The 22,005-nt window shown below is 41.1% G+C and carries 26 protein-coding genes; 20 read left to right on the plus strand and 6 right to left on the minus strand.

Features of this window, described 5'->3' with window-relative positions; all coding sequences use genetic code 11:
• Positions 1 to 28: 28 nt before the first annotated feature.
• Both FFR60_RS14460 and FFR60_RS14465 read right to left on the minus strand, forming a co-directional pair.
• Positions 29 to 373 carry a type II toxin-antitoxin system RelE/ParE family toxin gene (locus FFR60_RS14460; protein WP_137664704.1) on the minus strand — a complete coding sequence of 115 codons (345 nt, stop codon included), beginning with the start codon at positions 371 to 373 and terminating at the stop codon, positions 29 to 31.
• Positions 374 to 625, minus strand: coding sequence for an AbrB/MazE/SpoVT family DNA-binding domain-containing protein (locus FFR60_RS14465; protein WP_137664705.1), 252 nt, complete (start codon positions 623 to 625; stop codon positions 374 to 376).
• A gap of 164 nt (positions 626 to 789) precedes the next feature.
• On the opposite strand from FFR60_RS14465, the gene FFR60_RS14470 reads away from it, so the two are divergent.
• Entirely contained in the window at positions 790 to 1,623 is an 834-nt protein-coding gene (locus tag FFR60_RS14470) for a helix-turn-helix domain-containing protein (RefSeq protein WP_137664706.1), read from the plus strand.
• A 58-nt stretch (positions 1,624 to 1,681) separates the two neighbouring features.
• A complete protein-coding gene (locus tag FFR60_RS14475) occupies positions 1,682 to 2,146 on the plus strand; it encodes a VOC family protein (RefSeq protein WP_137664707.1) in 465 nt (154 codons plus the stop codon).
• A 401-nt stretch (positions 2,147 to 2,547) separates the two neighbouring features.
• Here FFR60_RS14475 and FFR60_RS14480 read toward each other — a convergent pair whose 3' ends face one another.
• Together FFR60_RS14480 and FFR60_RS14485 are read right to left on the minus strand one after the other, a co-directional pair.
• Positions 2,548 to 3,279 carry an MIP/aquaporin family protein gene (locus tag FFR60_RS14480; RefSeq protein WP_137664708.1) on the minus strand — a complete coding sequence of 244 codons (732 nt, stop codon included), beginning with the start codon at positions 3,277 to 3,279 and terminating at the stop codon, positions 2,548 to 2,550.
• Between the two features lie 220 nt (positions 3,280 to 3,499).
• Positions 3,500 to 4,507, minus strand: a complete 1,008-nt coding sequence (locus FFR60_RS14485; RefSeq protein WP_137664709.1) for an alcohol dehydrogenase catalytic domain-containing protein — start codon at positions 4,505 to 4,507, stop codon at positions 3,500 to 3,502.
• A 207-nt stretch (positions 4,508 to 4,714) separates the two neighbouring features.
• On the opposite strand from FFR60_RS14485, the gene tnpA reads away from it, so the two are divergent.
• The 11 genes from tnpA to FFR60_RS14540 all read left to right on the plus strand — a co-directional run bounded on the left by tnpA (position 4,715) and on the right by FFR60_RS14540 (position 14,617).
• Entirely contained in the window at positions 4,715 to 5,119 is a 405-nt protein-coding gene (gene tnpA, locus FFR60_RS14490) for an IS200/IS605 family transposase (protein ID WP_137664710.1), read from the plus strand.
• Between the two features lie 16 nt (positions 5,120 to 5,135).
• Positions 5,136 to 6,278: an IS200/IS605 family element RNA-guided endonuclease TnpB gene (tnpB, locus tag FFR60_RS14495; RefSeq protein ID WP_137664711.1), complete on the plus strand. Its 1,143-nt coding sequence runs from the start codon at positions 5,136 to 5,138 to the stop codon at positions 6,276 to 6,278.
• Between the two features lie 378 nt (positions 6,279 to 6,656).
• Positions 6,657 to 7,283: a DUF1054 domain-containing protein gene (locus FFR60_RS14500; protein ID WP_137664712.1), complete on the plus strand. Its 627-nt coding sequence runs from the start codon at positions 6,657 to 6,659 to the stop codon at positions 7,281 to 7,283.
• Between the two features lie 307 nt (positions 7,284 to 7,590).
• Complete coding sequence (locus FFR60_RS14505) at positions 7,591 to 9,633, plus strand: BglG family transcription antiterminator (RefSeq protein ID WP_137664713.1); 2,043 nt, start codon at positions 7,591 to 7,593, stop codon at positions 9,631 to 9,633.
• Between the two features lie 15 nt (positions 9,634 to 9,648).
• Positions 9,649 to 10,281: a bifunctional 4-hydroxy-2-oxoglutarate aldolase/2-dehydro-3-deoxy-phosphogluconate aldolase gene (locus FFR60_RS14510; protein WP_137664714.1), complete on the plus strand. Its 633-nt coding sequence runs from the start codon at positions 9,649 to 9,651 to the stop codon at positions 10,279 to 10,281.
• Positions 10,281 to 10,739, plus strand: a complete 459-nt coding sequence (locus tag FFR60_RS14515) for a PTS sugar transporter subunit IIA (protein WP_088933704.1) — start codon at positions 10,281 to 10,283, stop codon at positions 10,737 to 10,739. Before FFR60_RS14510 ends, FFR60_RS14515 begins: the two co-directional genes overlap by 1 nt.
• Positions 10,740 to 10,757: 18 nt before the next feature.
• Complete coding sequence (locus FFR60_RS14520; RefSeq protein WP_088933703.1) at positions 10,758 to 11,036, plus strand: PTS sugar transporter subunit IIB; 279 nt, start codon at positions 10,758 to 10,760, stop codon at positions 11,034 to 11,036.
• Between the two features lie 24 nt (positions 11,037 to 11,060).
• Complete coding sequence (locus tag FFR60_RS14525; RefSeq protein WP_088933702.1) at positions 11,061 to 12,428, plus strand: PTS galactitol transporter subunit IIC; 1,368 nt, start codon at positions 11,061 to 11,063, stop codon at positions 12,426 to 12,428.
• Between the two features lie 19 nt (positions 12,429 to 12,447).
• A complete protein-coding gene (dgoD, locus tag FFR60_RS14530; protein ID WP_137664715.1) occupies positions 12,448 to 13,593 on the plus strand; it encodes a galactonate dehydratase in 1,146 nt (381 codons plus the stop codon).
• A gap of 16 nt (positions 13,594 to 13,609) precedes the next feature.
• Positions 13,610 to 14,080, plus strand: a complete 471-nt coding sequence (locus FFR60_RS14535; RefSeq protein WP_137664716.1) for a hypothetical protein — start codon at positions 13,610 to 13,612, stop codon at positions 14,078 to 14,080.
• Between the two features lie 3 nt (positions 14,081 to 14,083).
• Positions 14,084 to 14,617 carry a histidine phosphatase family protein gene (locus FFR60_RS14540; RefSeq protein ID WP_137664717.1) on the plus strand — a complete coding sequence of 178 codons (534 nt, stop codon included), beginning with the start codon at positions 14,084 to 14,086 and terminating at the stop codon, positions 14,615 to 14,617.
• Positions 14,618 to 14,658: 41 nt separating this feature from the next.
• Here the strand turns inward: FFR60_RS14540 and FFR60_RS14545 are convergent, their stop codons facing one another.
• Both FFR60_RS14545 and FFR60_RS14550 read right to left on the minus strand, forming a co-directional pair.
• The gene (locus tag FFR60_RS14545) at positions 14,659 to 15,816 is read right to left on the minus strand and encodes a macrolide family glycosyltransferase (RefSeq protein WP_137664718.1); all 1,158 of its coding nucleotides are present in this window, start codon (positions 15,814 to 15,816) and stop codon (positions 14,659 to 14,661) included.
• 105 nt (positions 15,817 to 15,921) lie between these two features.
• Positions 15,922 to 16,464, minus strand: coding sequence for a biotin transporter BioY (locus FFR60_RS14550; RefSeq protein WP_088933697.1), 543 nt, complete (start codon positions 16,462 to 16,464; stop codon positions 15,922 to 15,924).
• A 189-nt stretch (positions 16,465 to 16,653) separates the two neighbouring features.
• Here FFR60_RS14550 and FFR60_RS14555 point away from each other — a divergent pair, with 189 nt between their 5' ends.
• From FFR60_RS14555 to FFR60_RS14585, 7 genes are all read left to right on the plus strand, one after another.
• Positions 16,654 to 17,580 (plus strand): ATP-binding cassette domain-containing protein, encoded by a 927-nt coding sequence (locus tag FFR60_RS14555; RefSeq protein WP_137664719.1) that lies wholly within the window; start codon positions 16,654 to 16,656, stop codon positions 17,578 to 17,580.
• Entirely contained in the window at positions 17,577 to 18,332 is a 756-nt protein-coding gene (locus tag FFR60_RS14560) for an ABC transporter permease (protein ID WP_137664720.1), read from the plus strand. The genes FFR60_RS14555 and FFR60_RS14560 overlap by 4 nt, the downstream gene beginning before the upstream one ends.
• Positions 18,333 to 18,358: 26 nt before the next feature.
• A complete protein-coding gene (locus FFR60_RS14565; RefSeq protein WP_137664721.1) occupies positions 18,359 to 18,694 on the plus strand; it encodes a PadR family transcriptional regulator in 336 nt (111 codons plus the stop codon).
• A complete protein-coding gene (locus FFR60_RS14570) occupies positions 18,684 to 19,049 on the plus strand; it encodes a DUF1048 domain-containing protein (protein WP_137664722.1) in 366 nt (121 codons plus the stop codon). Before FFR60_RS14565 ends, FFR60_RS14570 begins: the two co-directional genes overlap by 11 nt.
• 223 nt (positions 19,050 to 19,272) lie before the next feature.
• Positions 19,273 to 20,091 (plus strand): efflux RND transporter periplasmic adaptor subunit, encoded by an 819-nt coding sequence (locus FFR60_RS14575; RefSeq protein ID WP_137664723.1) that lies wholly within the window; start codon positions 19,273 to 19,275, stop codon positions 20,089 to 20,091.
• Complete coding sequence (locus tag FFR60_RS14580) at positions 20,088 to 20,774, plus strand: ABC transporter ATP-binding protein (RefSeq protein WP_137664724.1); 687 nt, start codon at positions 20,088 to 20,090, stop codon at positions 20,772 to 20,774. The genes FFR60_RS14575 and FFR60_RS14580 overlap by 4 nt, the downstream gene beginning before the upstream one ends.
• The gene (locus FFR60_RS14585) at positions 20,764 to 21,978 is read left to right on the plus strand and encodes an ABC transporter permease (protein WP_137664725.1); all 1,215 of its coding nucleotides are present in this window, start codon (positions 20,764 to 20,766) and stop codon (positions 21,976 to 21,978) included. The genes FFR60_RS14580 and FFR60_RS14585 overlap by 11 nt, the downstream gene beginning before the upstream one ends.
• Positions 21,979 to 22,005: the final 27 nt, after the last annotated feature.

Below are 22,005 nucleotides of genomic sequence, written 5' to 3' on the forward strand. Positions count from 1 at the left end.
CTACAAAAAACTATCATCGGTAAAGCTGCTATTGAGCTTTACCGGTGATAGTTTTTTTAAGCTGGAGCTTCATTTGTTTTTGCTTGAACATATCTCCGATTAAAATCGTATGTTCCTCTTGATTGATGCGGTAGAAGAGCGCGAAACTTTTTCCAATCAGAATCCGATAGGTTGGACGATCAAAGCCGTATCTATCCGCGACGTTTTCATACATTTCGGGAAATTGCTTCAAATGGTTGAATGAGTGATAAATCGCTTGAACAAATTGGCGGATTTTTTCATCAGGCAGAAGCAGCTCGTTTTGCCATTCGAAGATGTTTGCTTGAAGACTCTTCTTAAAAGATTCAGAGTAAATGAGTGTATACTGTTCCATTTATTCGCCCCAACCATATTTGCCGAAAAGCTCGGTCATTTCTGATTCAGTGACGGTGTTTTTTGTTTCAAAATCCGCGAAGCTTTCTTCAATCAGTTGGCGATCCTGCTCTTTTGCAGCATCTTGCGCATCTAAAATAAAGAGATTTCCTTCTCTGCGAACGTTTAACACATCGCCTTCATGCAGCCCCCACTCCTTAGGGAAAATTCCGCCGATCGAGTTTCCGATTTTTCGAACCTTGATTTGTTTCATCAGCATTACCTCCAGTTAATAAAGTACGTAAATTCTAGAGATTTCTTTTAAGGGGGGATAACATGTTATAACTTTTTGAGCGATCAAATAATTTAAAAGCAATGGACAAACGAAAAACAGGCTTGCTATGATGATAGAAAGAGAAATCAAAAGGGGTGAGGTTCATGATCGAACAGAAGGCGATCTTTGCTTATCAAGATCGGCAGCGTATTATTTTTGGCAATGAAGAGTGTTTATACGTGAAGCCTCATCCAGCATTACAGGACTATATTTCAAATTACACGCTGACATTTCCAACCAAAGAAACGATCTCGGAGGAGTATACGGTGATTCCCCATGGCTGCGGAACGTTGATCTTTGCTTTGGAAAATCAGAATTTCAGCAGTCGATTATTTGGTCCGGCGACAAAAGCGGCGCGGGTGGGGGATCAGGCGGCGACCTTCGATCAATTATTTATCGTGGAGTTTCAACCAGCAGGGCTGTATCCTTTTTTAGGTTTTAAACAAGATGATCTGACGGATCAGCTTTTTTCCTTTGAGTTGATTCAGGCTAAATTAAATCGAGCAATCCTGGAATTGCTGGAAACAGCCGAAAGTGTTCAAGCGCTGATTTTTGGTGTCGATCAATTGTTTTTGCGGGCTATTTTACAGGAGTGTCCACCGGAATTAACCGCTTCGGCTAAACAAATCATTCGCCAATCCGGCAATAGTTCATTGAAGGAATTGTCAGACGCGGTCTTTTATAGTGAGCGGCATTTGACGCGCTTATTCAATGAGTATCTAGGCATGAGCAGTAAAACTTTTTCACGTTTGGTTCGCGTCAATCGAACGATTCGTTTGTTAAACCAGCCTGATGGAGAACTTACCCAAGCCTACGAAGCTGCCGGCTATTATGATTTTTCTCATTTTAATCGTGATTTCAAGCGGATAACCGGCTATACGCCGCAAGCCTATCGCCGAAAGATGTCCGATTTTTACAGTGAAATCGCCAAATTCTAAGGGTATAGTTGGAAAAAAAGAGAAAGGGAGCCTTATCTCGGCTCTAGGGGTGATAAACATGAATTATGGCGGTGTATTGATTGCAGTAAAAGATATGACAAAGGCAAAGCATTTTTATGAGGAGGTCATGGAACAAGAGGTGCAGATGGATTTGGATAATATCCATGTGGCTTTTGCCAGCGGCTTTACGTTGCAGGCTGATTATGAAGGCTTGCTTGGTGTTTCGCTGAAACCAAAAGACCAGCCGGATAATTTTCAGCTTTATTTTGAAGTGGAGGATCTGGATAAATGGGAAGCAAAGCTTGTAAAAGTGGATGGGATCGAATTTCTTCATCACAGCAAGGAGTATCCATGGGGCCAGCGGGTCATGCGTTTTTATGACCATGATAAATACATTGTAGAAGTTTCCGAAAGTATGGAAAGTGTGGTCAAACGCTTCTTGAATCAAGGAATGTCCGTCACAGAAACGGCGGAGAAAACGATGTTCCCAGTAGAATTTGTTCAACAGTTTGTGCAGAGGTAAGCGGAAATGAAAAGAAGAATGGAATAAAAAACACTGTCGCTTTTTTGCGACAGTGTTTTTTACTTTTAAAGAAAGTGTAAATTTAAACAGTTTTAATACCAGAGTTTTCGATGTCTAGCTTCACGAACTAGCTTTTCTACACAAGTTCCGCATACAGTTGCTGCTAAATTAGCATTAAGCAGAACTAGCATATCGGCAATAAGCGAAAATTTTGTTAAGTCTGAGAAGCGCCAAGTAGGTATCAATCAACATCAGCTCCTAAAGATCGCTGTGATTCTTGACAACTTATCAAAATTTTAGTCTTATTGCTGTGAGACACAGCGATCGGTTTTTGGAGCTGATGTGGAACAGTACCTACTTGGTGCTCAAAAGCTGAACGAGTTCGCGAAGCCTTTCTATGGTTAAATGAATAGTGCTTTATATAATGCGATGGCTGCGATGGAAGCCACGATCGGTGCTAAAACGGGCACCCATGAATAGCTCCATTGTGAATCGCCTTTGTGTTTCAATGGTAATAGTGCATGCATGATCCGAGGACCTAAGTCACGTGCTGGGTTCAAACCAGGTCCAGTTGGTCCGCCAAAGGATGCGACCAATGTCCATACGAGAAAACCTAATGCTAAGTGAGCTGTTCCTAAATTGTCTTGGAAGAAGGGTGCTTTCGTGATCCCAAGGGCACCGAAGAACAAAATGAATGAACCAAAGAACTCATTCACGAATCCGTTAAATTTAGAACCAACACTATTGATTGTTGAGAATGTTCCTAATACGTGCAGCTTGTCTTCTGTTTGGTCATAATAAGGTTTGTAGCTTGCGACTACGACTAATTGTCCGACCATCGCGCCAAGGAATTGAACGGCGATGTAAGGAAGAACTTCAGCCGAAGGGAAAAAGCCGCTCACAGCCAAACCAATCGTAAACGCTGGGTTGATGTGGTTACCGCTAATACCGCCAAAAATCATTGCAGGAATCATAACCCCGCAGCCGTAACCTACTGCAATCAACATCCAGTCACTACCGTAACCTTTTGTACCTCTCAAATCAACGTTGGCAACTGCGCCATTTCCTAACATTACTAATAAAGCAGTCCCCAAGAACTCAGCAGCTAACCGAGTAGTCAGTGAATAATCCATAAAAACCTCCTAAAATATTTGAAATAAGAATGAAAATGTAAATGAAAATTTCATTCTATATCTTAATCCCTATCTTTGTAATTAGCAAATGTTAACCTCAAAAAAACAGTAAATTTCTATGAGAAATGACAACACAGGTTATTAAAGCGGGGGATAGCGAGATTTCAACGAAAAATTTGCTTTAAATAGAAAAAAACTCATTCAAATGAACGAGTTTTTGTCAGTTTATTAGAACCAGATGACGGAAGTTAGGATTGTTTTCAATCAATTTATGAGCCCCATAGAAATTTTTATCAGAAAAACCGTTTAGCTGGGCGGTTAAAATCGATTTCAATTGTTTCTTCTCCCATAAGTAGACCAAGAGCTCCATGACATTGTGAGAATATTCGATGCCTTCCTCAGTAGCAAAGGATGCTTCCAAGAATTCTTCACAGTAAAAGTTCAGGTAATCTGGATCGAAGTTTTTGCTTTTCTTTTTAATGAAATGCAGCAACAGTATCTTAGCCGTGTCCTTGAACGCAGCTAGATGATCGAAGCTTTTTTCCTTTTCGGTATCCAAGTTGATCACGTAATCGATCGGTGTCATGTCGGCATCGCTCAATTCGCGGGATAAATGGGTAGATTGCGAAAGAACCACATCCGCGCCCATATTTTTGATCCAAATCTCCGAGTTGTTTTTGTTGATCGTAGCGGCGACCTTGAGTCCCGCCCATTTCGCTAGCTGGATGATGGTCGCACCCAAGCCATCCGAAGTATTCAAGATCAGCAGATTCCCTTGGTTTTTCCCCGGCTTCGGGGTTAGCTGCAGCTGCTTGAACAAGACCTCAAAGGCTAAGAAAAAGCTGTAGGAAAAAGCCGCGGCTTCATCAGTTGGAAATGAATCCGGCAATTTTATGATCGATCGGACATCCGCGATCTGAAAATTACTGTAGCTGCCGTATTTTCCGACCTTATTCACGTAAAGTACGCGATCCCCCACGTTTAGGCGCGGGTTGCTGCTGCCTAGACGGGTAATGATCCCGACGCCGCCGAAGCCTAAGATGTAGGGCTTCTTGTTGCCTTTGATCGTTTGGCGAATCTGTGTATCCAAGGTGCTGATGGAAATGGCGGAAATTTTTATCATGACATCATTTTCCCGTAATTTCGGAAGCATGATTTTATATTGTTCAAATTTTTTATCTTCTTTTAAACGAAATTTTTTCTCGAACCCAATCGCGTCTGAAATCATTCGTTTTAACCTCCTCAGAAATAACTTTCTGAATCTCCACTTTTTAACTTAATTTAGGCAGAAGTCGCCCATCCTCTATAGGTGGGTGATGAATGCCCTTCGGTATGAGGGCCGTCGGTGATTCGAAAACCGACATGAAAGGCTTCTTGTCTATTTATTTTATCCTATGTTATAGTCAGTCTATATAAGAAATGAGCTGATATAACAATGGAATTAGATACTAATAACCATTCAGTATTTCTTCTCTATTATCATCTTGTACTGGTAACTAAATATCGCAGACAAGTAATTGATGATGAAATATCTGAATTTGCTAAAACAACTTTTGAACGAATTGCGGAATCTTATCACATAACTTTAGTTGAGTGGAATCATGATAAAGACCATGTTCATATCCTGTTCAAAGCTCAACCGAAAACAGAGTTGACAAAATTCATCAATGCGTATAAAAGTGCTAGTTCACGGTTGATAAAGCGTGATTATCCTAGAGTAAAACAATATCTTTGGAAAGAAAAGTTTTGGTCTAAAAGTTTCTGCCTGTTGACAACTGGCGGCGCACCAATTGATGTCATCAAAAAGTATATTCAGAATCAAGGGAATAACCACAAATAGAGAGTAGATGAATCTTATGGAACGACTAAAAGCACACAAATTTAGAATCTATCCAACGGAAGAGCAAGAAATATTCTTTGCTAAATCTTTTGGTTGTGTCCGTAAGGTCTATAATCTGATGCTTGATGATCGAATGAAAGCCTATGAAGAAACGAAAAAAGATTTTTCTAAAAAAATGACTTTTCCTACACCTGCCAAATACAAGACAGAGTTCCCGTTTTTGAAGGAGGTTGATAGCCTAGCTTTAGCCAATGCTCAACTTAATTTGGATAAAGCTTACAAAAATTTCTTTCGTGATAAATCAGTTGGGTTTCCTCGGTTCAAAAGTAAAAAAAATCCGGTTCAAAGCTATACTACTAATAATCAAAATGGAACAGTGAGCTTATTAGACAATAAATTCATTAAAATACCGAAGTTGAAATCACTTGTTAGAATTAGGCTTCATAGACAACCTAAAGGAACTATCAAATCTGCCACAATATCACGTCATTCAAGTGGTAAATATCATATTTCCTTATTGTGTAAAGAAGAAAGAGTTGAGCTTCCTAAAACTAATTCTGCTATTGGAATTGATCTCGGTATAACTGATTTTGCTATTTTTTCTGACGGTCAAAAGATCGATAATAATAAATTTACGTCAAAAATGGCAAAAAAACTAAAACGTGAACAACGTAAATTGTCGAGACGGGCATTACTAGCTAAAAAGAAAGGCATCAATCTCTTTGAAGCAAAAAACTATCAGAAACAAAAACAAAAAGTTGCTCGCCTGCATGAAAAAGTAATGAATCAACGCAACGACTTTCTGAATAAATTAAGTACAGAAATTATCAAAAATCACGATATTATCTGTATTGAAGACTTAAATTCAAAAGGTATGTTACGTAATCATAAACTAGCTAAAAGTATTTCGGATGTATCGTGGTCTAGTTTTGTGACTAAATTACAATACAAATCTGATTGGTACGGACGTGAAATTATCAAAGTAGATAAATGGTTTCCTTCCAGCCAAATTTGTTCAGAATGTGGGCATAACGATGGCAAAAAGATGCTCGAAATCCGAGATTGGACTTGTTCTGTTTGTCATGCTCATCATGACCGAGACATCAACGCAAGCATCAATATTCTGACCGAAGGACTACGACTAAAACAATTAGCATAGATACAATCAAGAACCGTAGGAACTACGGGGATAGCTTGGTAAATAAGAGAAACCGCTGTGAACAAAGAAATACGTTCGCAAGTAAGCTCTATTCCCAAGAAGCTCCCACTTCAAGCGTTAAGAACCGTTAGGGTTAGCTAAGTGGTGAGTAGTTCACAATGACTACTTATAATATACTTTATTTAACAAAGAGAAGGAAATAATTTCTTCAAAATCGAAAAAGAACAGGAAGGTTTTAGCAAATTTGGTTCTAGTTGTTTGTCAAAATCGCTAGAAAAGGAAAGATTCTCCGCTTTTTCTGTTGTGAAAGTTGTACTTAACTTGTGAGGGGCAGCGAAGATAGGTAGAATTATAATAGTAGGAAATAGGAGGAAGAACATGTTCACTGAAAAAAGTTTTGCAGTTTTTGACGTTGAAGGATTAGATGGTCGGATGGCGGCTATTCGCAAAGAGATCCAACCGACTTTTCAACAATTAGATGAAGTATTTCAACAGGTGCTGGAACCGCTGCTGGGGGAAGAATTATTTATCCACATTGCCCAGCATCGCCGCCGCACGACTTATCCACCGGAAAATACTTGGTCAGCCTTGAGCCGGCAAAAGCGCGGTTACAAGATGGAGCCGCATTTCCAATTAGGGATTTGGCCGGACTACGTCTTTATGTGGTTGTCCTGCATCGATCAGCCGAAAAATGAGCAGGCGATCGCACAAGCACTCTTGGACAATCAACAAGCGATTGCCGGGTTATCCCCAGATTTCGTCTTGTCTGGCGATCATACCCAGCCAAAATTGGAAGAGTTATCACCAGAAAACACCGAACGACTGTTGAAAAGGTTCCGCGATGTGAAAAAAGGCGAGTTCCAAATTGGCCGAATCATCAAAAAAGAAGACCCAATCTGGAAAGATCCCGAAGCGGCACAAGCGTTTATGGTGGAAACCTACGAACAATTGGTGCCCATCTATCAATTAGCCATTGAAGCAAGTTTTGCACAGGTGGAAAACTAAATTTGGCTCTTTTCGATCAAATTAAAGAGACTCATTCAAGTTTAAAGTGGAAAATGTGGATGATTTTTTGAGCTCGCAAATAAGCCAGAGAAGTTGAACAGCGATTTTTTCGCTGTTTTTTTTATCCAATTAAGGTGTGGAGGAAGTGGAAGGGGTAACCTGCATTTTTTTTACAAAGTGTCTTTTTTGAACAGACGTATACATACTGTGACAAACGCGCTTTGAGACTGTGACAAAATTAGGTTTGAAAACAGGAACAGCGCGCTTATGATTCTCGCTATAATGAAGATGTCAGGAGGGAAAGAAAATGAATCAACGGATCCGAAATATTCTGACCATATTAACAAAGAAGCCTGAAATAAAAATGGCTGAACTGACAGAAGAGCTTGGGCTAACCCGAAGGCAAATCAATTATGCCATTAACCAATTTAATTCTGAATTGATCACTCAGAAAATTCCAAGTATTGAACGTAACCATGCTGGTGATTTTAATGTTCCTTTGGAAGTATTACAGATGCTTGCAACACAACAAACGCAATCTGAACAACTAAACATGATTCCATCAGATGATGAAAGAGCTGCATTGCTTTCAATGTTTCTAATTACGAATACTGAGTACGTAAGCGTTGATCATCTAAGTGAGTTTCTCGGAGTTGGAAAAACTACAGTGGCTGAGGACGTAAAAAGAGCAGATCGGCTGATTCAAAAGTATTATTTATCGCTGAAATACGATCGCGCGAAAGGCTATCAAATCGAAGGTTCAGGACATAAAGTTCTGCAGCTTCTAGCCGATTTGGTAAAACGCTATCCAATTTTTAAACGAGCTGAACTGACCGAACAGTTAAGCAGTGAGGTATCAAAAGAGGAAGTTATTCATTTGATTCATAACATGGAGCAGATGCTGCATCTAAGCTATTCAGATGAATCCTTAGAGTACTTAAAAACCACACTGCCACTACTTTTTGCTCGAGGCGTTGCTGAAAGTAAACTGGGGACAGAGAATTTCTTTGAAGGTGAAGTAAAAGATACACCAGAATACCGTTTTTTGAATGTTTTGATTAAAGAGACGGAATGGAATTTATCTAGCAGCTATCTTGAGTGGATGACATTACTGTTCTTGATATCAAATATTTTTGAAAAGAAAACAACGCAAGAGTTCGATTCTGATCGTCATTTGAAGGATTTGATCCGTGAAATGGTGGCCAACTTTGAACAACAAACATTTATCACAATCGAGGATAGAGAGAATTTTGAACGTCGTATTTTAAATCATCTGCGTCCGGCTTGTTTCCGGATCAAGTATAACTTGAGTTTAGGGATGTACTCTTTAGATAGCTTAATTCAAGACAGCAATCATGCGATCTTGAGCGATCTGATGAAGGAGCTGATTGTTCCAACAGAAAATTGGTTGAGACGAGCCTTTCCTAACGATGAACTAGACCTTCTTTCTTACTACTTTGGTTTTCAGTTAAGCAATCAACATCTTATAAAAAAACAAAAGCCAAGAGCAGTTGTCGTTTGTACAAACGGTGTGATGGTTTCAAAGGTTATTCGAGAAAGTCTAGAAAAGCTTTTTACTGAACTGCAATTTTTATCATCGTTTTCTGTACGTGATTTTTATCAATTTGAAGTGGATTACGATCTTGTTTTTACAACTATTCCATTGGAAACGGACCTGCCTCAATTTATTATTGATCCAATCATGACCTATAAGGAGCAAATCAGCTTACGCTATAGGGTCTTAAACGAGCTTGGAATTAATGAAATCGATCAATCTGTTGATCGATTAATGGGAATTATTCAAAAGTATTCTGATGCTCCCAGCTCTAAGGAACTGAAGGAGGAACTACAATATTTTCTGTTACAGGAAAAACAGGATTCGCCATTAGAAAATACCAAAGTCTTACCTTCGTTAACGTATTACTTGAAACCGAATTACATCACGGTGATTGATGAAGATATTACTTGGGAAGACGCGGTGGCTTTGGCCTGCAAACCCCTGATGGACAATCAAATTATCAATGATGAATTTCTGTTAGATTGTCTTCAGCAAATGAGACAGCCAAACTATGCTGGTTATTTTGGGGAGAAGACATGTATTCCCCATACAACTGCTGAACACGGAGTTCAAAGAGAGGGTATCAGCTTGTTAATTAGTAAAAAGCCCATAGAATTTCCTAACCGAAAAGGAATCCAGATTATTTTTCCTTTGTCGTTTCTTGATTTAACCAAACATTTGAAAGCGATTAATCAAATCGCGGATATTAGTACCAATCAGGAATTTTTAAGCGAATTATTTTCTAAAAAAGAAACTAAAACAATTTATCAATTCATTCGACAATTTACATGAGAAGAGAGGTTTGACATGAAAATAGAGGATTATCCACGCTTCACGATTATCATGCGGGGATACACTTTTCAACAAGCTGATGCCATTCTAAAAGCGATGAAAGGTTTAGAAAAAGAGTTTGCTGTGGAGATGACATTGAATACGACTGATGCATTGAATCAAATCAAACGATTAACAGAAAAATATGGAGACGTCATTCATATTGGTGCTGGAACGGTTCGATCAACGAACGACGTCAAAGAGGCAATCGATGCCGGGGCTGAGTTTTTGTTAGGACCGCATGTTTTTACACAGGAGATGCTGGATTTGGCTAAGCAGCAAGAGGTGCTTGCCGTACCAGCAGCAATGACTCCTTCGGAAATTAATGAAATGTTTCATAGTGGCGCAGATATTGTTAAAGTGTTTCCAGCTTCTGTGCTGTCCCCGCGCTTTTTTAAGGATGTGCAGGCACCATTAGGAAAATTGCCTTTAATGGGAGTTGGAGGGATTTCGATAGACAACGCAAAAGATTTTCTGACAAATGGTGCAAGTTACTTAGGACTTGGCTCAGGGATGTTTAACAAAAGCGATTTAGAAAATTTAGATAGTGATGGATTAGCAGAGTCTATGCAGAAATTACTTTCCAGTGTGGAAGGAGTAGGTGTTTGATGGAATTATTTTTGCATGAAGAATTAGTGTTTAGAGAAGTTTTTGCGAAAACGAAAGAGGATGTTTTGGCATTTTTAGCTGAGAAGCTATTTGAAAAAGGCTATGTAAAACATGAATACATCCAAGCGATTCAAGATAGAGAAGCGGAGTATCCCACTGGTTTGCCATCTTCAGAGCCCGGTATAGCGATCCCGCATGCCAATTTTGAAATGGTCAACAAAACCACGTTGGCGATTGCCACATTGAAACAGCCTGTTGAGTTTCACAATATGGAAAAGAAACAGGCTGCGCTGCCGATTCAAATTGTGATCATGATGGCGATTGGTGAACCCCATGGTCAGGTAGAAATGCTGCAAAAAATCGTTTCGATCATTCAGGACGAGCCTTTGAGAAAAGCCATGATTAATACAAAATCGAATAAAGAATTGCTAAGTCTTTTAGAGCAAGCGGTAGCTTAAAATTAGGAGGAATATAGGATGAAAAGAATTTTGATTGCATGTGGAAATGGGATTGCAACTTCAACAGTAGTTGCAACAAAAGTGAAAGAATATTTAACTAGTCAAGGAGTTCAGGTTGATACTACTCAAACAAAATTGATGGAAGTTCCGAGCAAAGTACAAGACTACGACCTATTAATCACCACTGGTGAGTTCGAAGGGCAAACGGGAGATGTTCCAGTAGTAAAAGGAATGCCGATTCTGCTTGGTATGGGCATGGAACAAACGATGGAAGAGATCATGAACTATGTTAAATAAGCTACCTATTGAGGAGGGACAAAAATGAAAGCAATTATGAGTGTCTTTAACTTTCTGATGGCTGCTGGTCCGACGGTGATGCTGCCAGTAATCATCACCGTCATCGGTTTGATTTTTGGATTGAAAATCACTAGAGCGTTCAAATCAGGTTTGACGTTGGGGATTGGTTTTGCTGGGATTAAGCTGATTCTTGATTTTATGACGACCAATGTGGGACCAGCCGCAAAAGCAATGGTTGAACGGACGGGTGTTCAATTAGACGCATTAGATGTTGGATGGGGATCAATTGCCGCGGTTACGTGGGCTTCGCCAATCATTCCGTTGCTGGTCTTTGCAATTTTAATTGTCAATATTATCTTATTAATTCTCAAACGGACAAATACGCTGGATGTGGATATTTGGAATTATCATCATATGGCAATCGTAGGAGTAATGGTCTATTTCGTAACTAAGAATGTTCTGTTAGGCGTCGGTGCTTCTGTAATTATGGCGATTATTACCTTCAAGATTTCCGACTGGTCGCAACCGATGGTAGAGGGATTCTTTGGAATTCCTGGAGTTTCTTTGCCAACAGTTTCAGCCTTGTCATCTTTAGTTATTGCATGGCCGTTAAACTGGTTATTGGATCGTATTCCATTATTTCGTAAGTCGAGCTTTACAATTAAAGACGCGCAAAAATATTTGGGCTTCTTTGGGGATTCGATGATTATGGGGTTGGTTATTGGTTTAGTAATTGGTGTGCTAGCAGGTTTTGATGTAACGCAAGTATTCCAACTAGGAGTAAGTATGTCTGCGGTACTTGTCTTGATTCCTAAGATGACCTCTTTGTTTATGGAGGGATTGATGCCGATATCTGATGCGGCTCAAAAATGGTCGCAAGCTAAATTCAAAGGGCGCCGTCTATTCATCGGACTAGATGCAGCAGTTGTCGTGGGAAATCCAGACGTTATTACAACTGCACTGATCATTATCCCACTAACAATCGCTATGGCTCTAGTTTTACCAGGAAATCGTGTGTTGCCATTCGCCGATTTAGCCGTTGTTCCTTTTCGAGTAGCGATGGTGGTTGCATTGACTAGAGGGAATTTGCTTAAGAATATTGTGATTGGGTTAGTAGTGACGGCTTCACTATTATGGTGTGGTACTGCTACGGCACCGGTTCTGACTGCAATCGCTAAATCGGTTGGGATCGAATTAGGAGCTAACGCGATGTTGATCTCATCCTTTGCGGCGACAGCAATGATTCAAAGTTACTTAGTTTTCTTAGCCTTCACCTTTAAACCACTCATTGGTATTCCGATCTTGCTGCTCGTTTTTGCGGGTGCTTGGTATTACTTCGAAGGTGTTAAGAAAATCAATGTAGAAAACATGAAGGAAGCTCCATCAAATTAAATTAAAAGGGAGTACGATCGTGAAAATCTCAAAAATTAAGGTATATAAAATAAAACCGCGCTGGATATTTATCAAAATCAGTACCGATGAAGGTATCGATGGCTGGGGCGAAATGATCTCTGGTACCAAGACGGAAACCGTAGTCGCTGGTGCTTATGAAATCGGGAATCGTCTAATTGGAAGGAATCCGTTTGAAATTGAACGCTTATTTCAAGAAATGCACCGCTCTTTTTTCCGTGGTGGTCCTATTAATGGAACGATTGTTTCTGGTATTGAAATGGCTCTATGGGATATCAAAGGAAAAGCATTTGGTGTACCTGTTTATGAATTACTAGGTGGTGCCGCGCGGGATAAAATTAAAGTTTATTCTTGGATTGGCGGTGATCGTCCGAGTGAAGTATTGGAGCAAGCACAGGATCGTTTTGATCGTGGATTCACGTCTATCAAAATGAACGCGACCTCTGAATTACATTATATTGATTCTTATGAAAAGGTAGAAGAAGTAGTCGAGCGAGTGGCATCAATTCATAATCATTTTGGCAGCAAAATGTCGATTGGGGTCGATTTCCATGGACGAGTACACAAGCCCATGGCTAAAGTGTTAGCCAAAGCGCTTGAACCGTATCATCCAATGTTCCTAGAAGAAGTGGTCTTACCTGAAAATGAGGAGCATTTCAAAGAAATTGCCAATTCAGTCGCAGTTCCTCTGGCTACTGGTGAACGTTTGTATACACGCTGGCAATTCAAGAACATTTTCAATCAAGGTGCGATCGATGTGATTCAGCCGGATGTTGCATTGTGCGGGGGGATTTTAGAAACGAAGAAAATTGCTGCTATGGCAGAAGCCTATGATATAGCGGTAGCTCCTCATGCACCTTATGGCCCAATTGCACTGGCGGCAACGTTGCAGGTTGATTCTTGCACACCCAATGTTTTCATTCAGGAACAAAGCTTAGGCATTCATTACAACAAAGGCTTTGACTTATTAGATTTTGTAAAAAATAAGGAAGTCTTTCAATACAAAGATGGCTATGTTGACTTGCCTGATAAACCAGGTTTAGGACTTGAAATGGATGAAGAAAAGATTAATGAAATTGCACAAGAAGGATTGGTTTGGACGAATCCTCAATGGAAGAATTATGACGGAACAATAGCTGAATGGTAAAGGAAAGGTGAGCGTGATGGCAGAGGCTGTAATAATAGCAATGTTCTTATTGCTATTGATCATTTTACAAGTTAGAGAACAAAAAAAGATAAAACTAGTCGCTAAAAGCAGCTGGATTAAGAAGAGTATTTCTGTGATTTTATCAATTACATTAACCACTGTTTTTTGGTCAAATAATCTAGCTGATCAAATTAAATTGATTGCCTTTGCCGTTCTAATCTTTATGTTTGGCTTTATGAAAGAAGGCGTCAGTGAGGACCATTTGATCAAGCTAGGTGTTCTAACAGGCGATTTTCATGCGTTCAAAAAAATTCAGATTGAAGCACTATCGAACCATGCGCAGTTCGTCTCTTTTTATAAAAGTAAAAATAGCCGACTATCATTGGTTTTTGATACGCCAAAAGAAGAATTGATTTCTTATTTTGAGAAAATGAATCTGCAAGATCTTTTAGTTATAGGGGAAGAAATAGATGATGAGAGAAGGTAAAAAATGATTTACCTAGCACGTCACGGTCAAACGCAGTGGAATATTGAAAAAAGAATTTGCGGTCGTGCGGATATTCCTTTGACAGAAGAAGGATATAACCAAGCGGTATTGTTAGCGGAACAAGCTAAATTGCTAACTGATCCTATTACTCAAGTAATTTGTTCTCCTTTAATCCGAGCTAAAGAAACCGCACAAGTTGTCGCAAATCAACTTGGTCTGCCAGTTATAGTGGACGAACGATTGATCGAAATGGATTTTGGGATATATGACAGTCTACCGATACAAACAAAAGAATTTCAAAATAGAAGAATTGAGTTTTCACTGCCTTTTGAACAAGGCGAGTCGATTTTAGATGTGGCAGGTAGAATTTATCCATTGTTAGCCGAACTAACGAACCAAGAAAATGACATACCACTATTAGTCAGCCACAATGCTGTAAGTCGGGTGGTAGATAACTATTTTAATGGAAAGACAATGTCGGAGTTTTTGAGTTTCAATATTGAGAATACGGAATTGGTTTCCTATAGAAAAAAATAAACGAAACACCTATTCCTTGCGAGGGGGATAGGTGTTTCGTTTTAGTTTAGATAATCTTGAATGGCATCGACAGCTTTTTTGTAGCCGCCGGCATCTAGGAAGGATTGTTTGATCTTTTTTAGATTGGTTAGATAAACAGGCTCGACTTGTACTTCTTCTACCGCGGCTTTTAAGTAGGCGCTATCCAATTGTTGATAATCTAAGCGAAGGGCTGCGTTCAATTCGACTAAGCGGTCGGCAAGTGCGGGCTGATCGGAACCCAGCGGCACTGAGACGAAGGGTACTTCGTTTAAAATCAAATCATTCATGCTGTTCAAGCCATTATGGGTGATGGCGACATCCGCGTATTTCAATACTTCATTTTGCGGAATGTAATCCTGCACGATGAAATTGTCCGGAATGGTTAGATTTTCTAAGCCTACGTGATGGGCTGCCATGACGACTAGATAATCGGAATCTGCGAAGGCGTCAAAGATTTTTTGATAAAGCTCTTTGGCAAAATCGCCAAAGATCGTCCCGAAGGAAATGTACAAGACATTTTTTGCTTGCTTCAGTCGTTCGATGGGAAAGCCGTCTGTATCTTCTAAACGTTGAGAAATATCCGCACCGACTAAAAGATATTTTTCATCAAAGAACGCTCGGTCTTTTTCCGGCATGAAATAGTCCGAGGTGAAGACGATGTTCAAGGGCTCGACATTAAAAATCAAATCGAAAAAGCGGGTAGGCATTTGGATCGACAATGCCTGCTCGATTTTTTTGGCTTCCAGCAGATAGGCGTCATTCATTGCTTTGAATTTTCCGGCTAAATGTGTTTTATCCGGCTGCATAAAATCCTGCAAGCCGGTAAAAACAGCCAGCATGGAAACGGCAGGAACCATCAAGTATTCAGCGAGTTGTTTGCTGAAGGGCATGGCGATGGAGTGGATGACGGCATCAAATGAATCATCTTGGATCTGATCCAGAATGTCCTGCATAATGTCTAAACCGTGATCCAGCAGCACCTCAAAGCCGCCTTTAAAAATATTCAAATCATAATGATACGGACGATAAGCGGCTCCTGCCGCTTCGATCTTTTCGCGGAATTCTTCACTGGAAAAATAAACGACTTCAACCCCGCGGTCGCATAGTTCTTTGACTAAACCTAGTGAAGGATTGACATGGCCGTGAGTGGTCACATTTAAAAATAAAACTTTGGTCATAACTGTTCGCTTCTTTCATAACTATTATTAAGGGCACCTTACGATTTAATATAATATGGTACCCTGATTAAAAAGTCAAGAAAAAAAGTTTCCATAATCGGAAACTTAACGATACACCAAATTAGTAAAGGGCAATCTTTTACCAAGCAGGACACCTAGATAACCTGCGGCCAGTGCTTTGATCAAGCCTGGCAGGATAAATGGGATCATGCCTGCTGAAAAAGCAGCATTCCACGGCAGACTTCCGCTGAATTTCAACCATAAAGACCCGAAAAACAGGGTGATAAAGGCACCGATCACATTGGCGAAGATCGACCAAAAATAATTGAAGGCGGCTTTTTCAAGAATCAATCCGGTGAAGTAGGCTTGGAAGATAAACCCGACTAAAAAGCCGCCGGTCGGACCAAAGTAATGGGCGATTCCGGCTGAACCGCCAGCCAGTACCGGCAAACCGATCATGCCCATCAATAGATAGATGGCAACGGCAATAGTCCCCGTCTTCTTTCCTAGAATAGTCACCACAAAACCGACCGCAAAAGTTTGCAGGGTCAAAGGGATCGGACCAAAGGGGATGGTGAATTGGGATAAAATACTGATCACTGCCGCAAATAATCCGGCTAAAACAATTTCTCGACTGCTTAATTTCATAGACTCACTCTTTCGTTAACTTATTATTTTATTTTGGTTAACGAAAGTATAATAGATGGTTAACGAGATGTAAAGAGGAAATTTTTAATACTTAGTAACACAAAGTAGTTGACAACTCAGCTACTTAGTCTTACAGTATACCTGTACTTAATAATACAGAGTACCGAAATTATTGAGAGGGTGAACAACATGCAAGAAGCGATTGAAGTTGTTGATTTGGAAAAGTCTTTTGCCAATCACAAGGTGTTGGATAAAATCAGTTTTCAAGTACCGTCAGGAAGTATTTTTGCTCTATTGGGAACAAATGGCTCGGGGAAAACGACCACTGTCAAAATGATGACCACTTTACTGAAGCCTGATCAGGGCTCTGTTAAAATAGATAATTTGGATATTTCGCAGCAGGCGTTAGCCGTTCAAAAGAAGTTTAGTTTGACTGGACAATTTGCGGCAGTCGATGAGGTATTAACGGGACGGGAAAATTTAGTTTTGATCGCAAAGCTGCGGCATTTGAAAAATTATTTGTCAAAGGTCGATGAGCTGTTGGCGGTCTTTGATTTGCAAGAAGCAGCAGATCGCCCGGCACAAACCTATTCGGGCGGGATGCGCCGCAAACTGGATTTGGCGATGAGTCTGATCGATCCGCCGCAAATTCTTTTTTTGGATGAACCGACGACGGGACTTGATCCGCAGGCGCGGGCCGTCCTTTGGCAAATGATCCGCACGCTGAAAAAATCCGGGGTGACGATTTTTCTAACGACCCAGTATTTAGAAGAAGCAGAGCAGCTGGCAGATACCGTAGCGATTTTAAATCGCGGGAAGATTGCGTTGCAGGGCAGTGTAGCGGAGGTCAAAAGGCATTTACCGAAAGAAACGCTGGAGCTGACCTTTGCAGATGAAGAGACATTGGCAGCGGCTGAGGCGCTTATCGGCGGAAAAGTAAACAAGGAATTGCTGGCGCTGAATGTTGCCACGGATAATAAGGTCGAAAAGATCACGATGATTTTAAATCAATTGCAGGCAGCGAAGCTCGAGATTTTGACCTTTACCCAAAAGCGGGCTTCCTTGGATGATGTCTTCTTTATGATTGTCGAAAACAGAACGGAGGAAGGAAAATGACGGTATTTTCAGATACGATGACATTGACAGGGCGGATGATGAAGCACATGACCCGCAGTGTTGATACGATCATGACGGTGGTATTGATGCCGATCATGCTGATGCTGGCGTTTATCTATATTTTTGGCGGAGCGATGACGATTCCGCAGGAGGTTTATAAAGGGTTTATTGTGCCGGCGATCTTATTGTTTACGGTGGCTAGCGGCGTTGGTTATACGGCGTTTCGTTTAAATGGCGATATTCAAAATGGGATCTTCGAGCGATTCCATTCGATGCCCATCGCTAAATCAGCCATATTGAACAGCCATGTAGTGACCAGTGTTGTGTTTAATTTTATTTCGGCGATGGTCGTGCTGCTCAGCAGTATTTTGATCGGCTTTCGGCCAAAAGCGGATGTGCTGGATTGGGTGATGGCGCTGTTATTGTTATTAGCAGCGACCTATGCTCTTTCGTGGATCGCGGTTCTCTTTGGCTTAATCGCGAAGAACAATGAAACCGCGATTGCCTTTTCTTATTTGCTGATTGGTCTGTTGTTTATCAGCTCTGGTTTTGTGCCAACGGAAACATTGCCTAAAATTTTACGCGGGTTTGCCGATTATCAGCCGATGACTCCGATCATCAATACCCTGCGTTCGATTTTAACAGATGGCGTGATTCCCTCCGATATTTGGCTCGCTTTTGCATGGTGTATTGGCGCAATCGTGATTTTCCAAGTATTATCTATATATGTCTACCGAAAAAAATTGCGGTAATGTACTAATTGGGAAGGGTGATAACGGTGAACGGGATTACTGAGATGCTAAAGGGCGTGCTTGAAGGGATGATCTTGGAAATTATCAATCAACACGAAACTTACGGTTATGAGATCACAAATAATTTACAGAAATACGGGTTCGACGATATTGTTGAAGGAACCGTCTATACAGTTTTATTGAGATTGGAAAAGAAAGAGTTGGTCAATGTGACGAAGAAGAAATCTTCGGTAGGACCTATGCGCAAGTTCTATTCATTGAATGATGCAGGCAGAAAAGAATTGGCCTTGTTTTGGCAGCGCTGGGCGTTTATTTCAGGTCAAATCGACAAACTAAAGGGGAGCAAAAACGATGAAGAATAAAAATGTTTTTAATTATCTCAAACAGCTGCACGCTGATAATGCTGAGTACAAGGAACAGATGGCAGAGCTGAAAAAACTGCCGCATGAGTATCAAGTGGTCTATAAGGAAATTCAGAATTTCTTGTGGGAGTTTACTTCGGGGGATGGCATGGATATGCTGCAGCCGATGTATGGATTATTAGACTTCTTCAAAGAAGGAGCCGGCAATCAGGTGCCGGTGCTGGATTTAGTCGGAGAGGATGTCGGAGAGTTTGCGGAAACGATGCTCCATGAGATCCAAGCCAAAACACGGATCAATGAATTAAAACGCAAAATGAATGAACGTGTCAAAAAGGAAATCAATCAGAATAAATAGACAACGGCCGTTAATAGGAGCAATCTTATTAACGGCTTTTTGCTGTCCAGATTTTTCGCAGCTATAAATAATCCGGACATAAAAACAACAAATGTTCTTCGGTCTAAAGGACTAGCTGTTTTTTGCACTTTCGTTGGAAGTCGTTCGCTGTACTTTCCTCTAGACTTTAAAGAGTAAAGAACGTGTACGATAATTTTGCAATGGAAGGAATGGAATAAAAAAAATGAAAAAAATTATCATCAGTATCGGAGTGTTAGTGGTTGCGGGGGCGGGCTTCTTTTTATATCAAAATACCCAAGCCAAGGCCAAAGAAGATCCAGCAGTAGAAATGTATCAAGTCAGCAAGCAGACACCGCTGCACTTGAAAGGCCAAGTCCAGTCTACGAAAAAGCAAACCGTTTTAGTTGATACTGAAAAAGGACCCGTTCAGACGATCCATGTAAATGAGGGCGATCATGTTGCCAAGGATACTATTTTAGTCACCTATCGTTGGGGCGAGGTGATCCGTGCGGCGAATGATTCTGTTGTGACTGCTTTGAATGAGGATGCGAAAAATGATCCGCAGCAGGCCTTGATGGTTCTGAAGAGTGAAGAATCAGCGATTAAGGGAACCGTGACAGAATACGATCGTTCGAAGGTTGCCTTGAATGAACCGATTGAAATCAAGTATGCCAATAACGAAAAAACAGTCAACGGAAAAGTCACTTCGATTGCTGAAATGAACAACGAGCCTGAAAAAGAGGAAAAAACCAGCTTAGTGACTTATAACTTTACCGCGGTTCCTGATGAAGCGATCCCGGTTGGTTATTCTGTCGAATTATTGATCCCCCGCAATGAGATCCATCTGCCGTTAAAGAGTGTGGTGGAAAAAGACGGCGAATACTTCGTCTATACAGTAGCTAAGAACAAGGCGCAAAAACAGACCGTAACGGTCGAAAAGGGCAGCGGCTATTACCTTTTACATGACGGGTTAAATGAACATGACAAAATCATCAAAGATGCCAAGTCAGTGAAAGATGGGATGGATGTGACGGTTGAATGATTGTAATGGAAAATATCAACAAGTTCTATACGGCCGATCAAGTCCGTATCCACGTCTTAAAGGATATTCATTTAACCATCGATGAACATGAATTTGTCGCGATCATGGGACCCTCGGGCTCAGGCAAGTCCACATTGATCAATACCATCAGCTTTTTGGATGGTGATTTTGAGGGAACCTATCGCTTCGAAGGCCAAGATGCGTACCGCTTTAACGATGAGAAGCTGTCGGCTTTGCGTAATAAATCAGTTGGATTTGTCTTTCAAGCTTTTCAATTGATCGACAATAATACGGTGATGGAAAACGTGGCTTTGCCCTTGTTATACGGCGGCATGAAGCAAAAGCAAACCAAGAAATTAGTCATGGAGGCATTGCGCAAGGTCGGGATCGCGGATAAATACAATAAGCTGCCGAAGCAACTTTCAGGCGGACAGCAGCAGCGGGTCGCGATTGCCCGAGCCATCGTCGGCAATCCAAAATTTATCGTAGCAGATGAACCGACGGGGGCGTTAGACAGTCATACCTCGGAAGAAATCATGCAATTATTTACCCGATTGAACAAAGAAGAAAACGTCACGATCTTGATGGTGACGCATGACCCTGATGCTGCGGCATATTGCCAGCGGGTCATCACCGTAAAAGATGGCGAGATCTTGGAAGAAGGTGCTGCACATGCGGTTTAGTGAAGTCTGGAAAACCTCCTTCAAGGCCATCGGCAAAAACAAACGGCGGAGCTTTTTGACCATGATCGGGCTGATCATTGGTGTCTCCTCGGTTATTACGGTCTTTTCCATCGGCCGGGCGTTTGAAAATTATGCTTCTGAATTTATTGGGCTGGATCAGTTTGACAATAGCGTGGGGTATACCTTTACTCCAACGGATAAGACCTTCACCGAAAGCGGCTTGGATGTTTTTACCGAAGAAGACCTGAACCGGCTGGAAAGCATTTCAGGGGTGGAATCTGTTGAGTATTTTAATAATTCCCAAAATGGGGCAAGATATGCCGATGAAATCTTTGATGACGCAACCAATGACGGTCGCGGCAACAGCTTCAAATTACTTAAAGATGAAGGCAGTCCAGTCGTTTACGGCCGCCCTATCCGTTCTAGTGATTATTACAATGAAAATCCGGTAGTGGTCCTCGACCAAACGGCGGCTAAATCACTGAAAAAGGAACAGCCGGAAGCGCTGATTGGCCAAAGTGTCAAGGTTGGCGGGCATTTGTTTGAAGTAGTGGGAATCATGAAGGACCGCGAAACCGGCGGAATCATCGGGACGCAGGAAAATTACGTCATGGCTGAGGTGCCGATAAATGTTTTTGAAAACTATTTTGATTCGGAAGATCACAGCATGGTCCAAGTCAAAATGAAGTCAAACGCCAATATTAAAAGCGTATCAAAAGAAGCAGAGAATACGTTGAAGAAATACGGCTCTTGGAAAGATTTTGGCAGCTATCGAGCGGAAGATTTAGCCGGTCAGGTGGATCAGCTGCGGATGCTTTTAACGAGTATTACTTTGCTGATCTCAGTAATCGGGGGCATCTCGCTTTTCATCTCAGGGATCGGTGTGATGAACATGATCTACATCTCTGTTTCGGAACGGACGAAAGAAATCGGTGTCCGCCGAGCGATGGGCGGCACGAAAGGCAACATCATGACGCAATTCTTGCTGGAGGGCATCTCACTGACCCTAGTCGGCGGCACGATCGGTTACCTGATCGCGATGCTGTTAGGCTTTGTCATCAGTATGTTTACTCCGCTGGCGGTACGACCGGATCTGTTCACGGTGACACTGGCCTTTGGCTTGTCGGTCGTGATCGGGATCGTCTTTAGCTGGCTGCCGGCTAAGAGTGCGGCGAAAAAGGATATTGTTTCCTTGTTACGTTAAATAGAATCAATAGGAAAATGCCCGTAA

It is taken from the genome of Enterococcus hulanensis, assembly GCF_005405485.1.
In the GTDB taxonomy this organism is placed as follows: domain Bacteria; phylum Bacillota; class Bacilli; order Lactobacillales; family Enterococcaceae; genus Enterococcus_A; species Enterococcus_A hulanensis.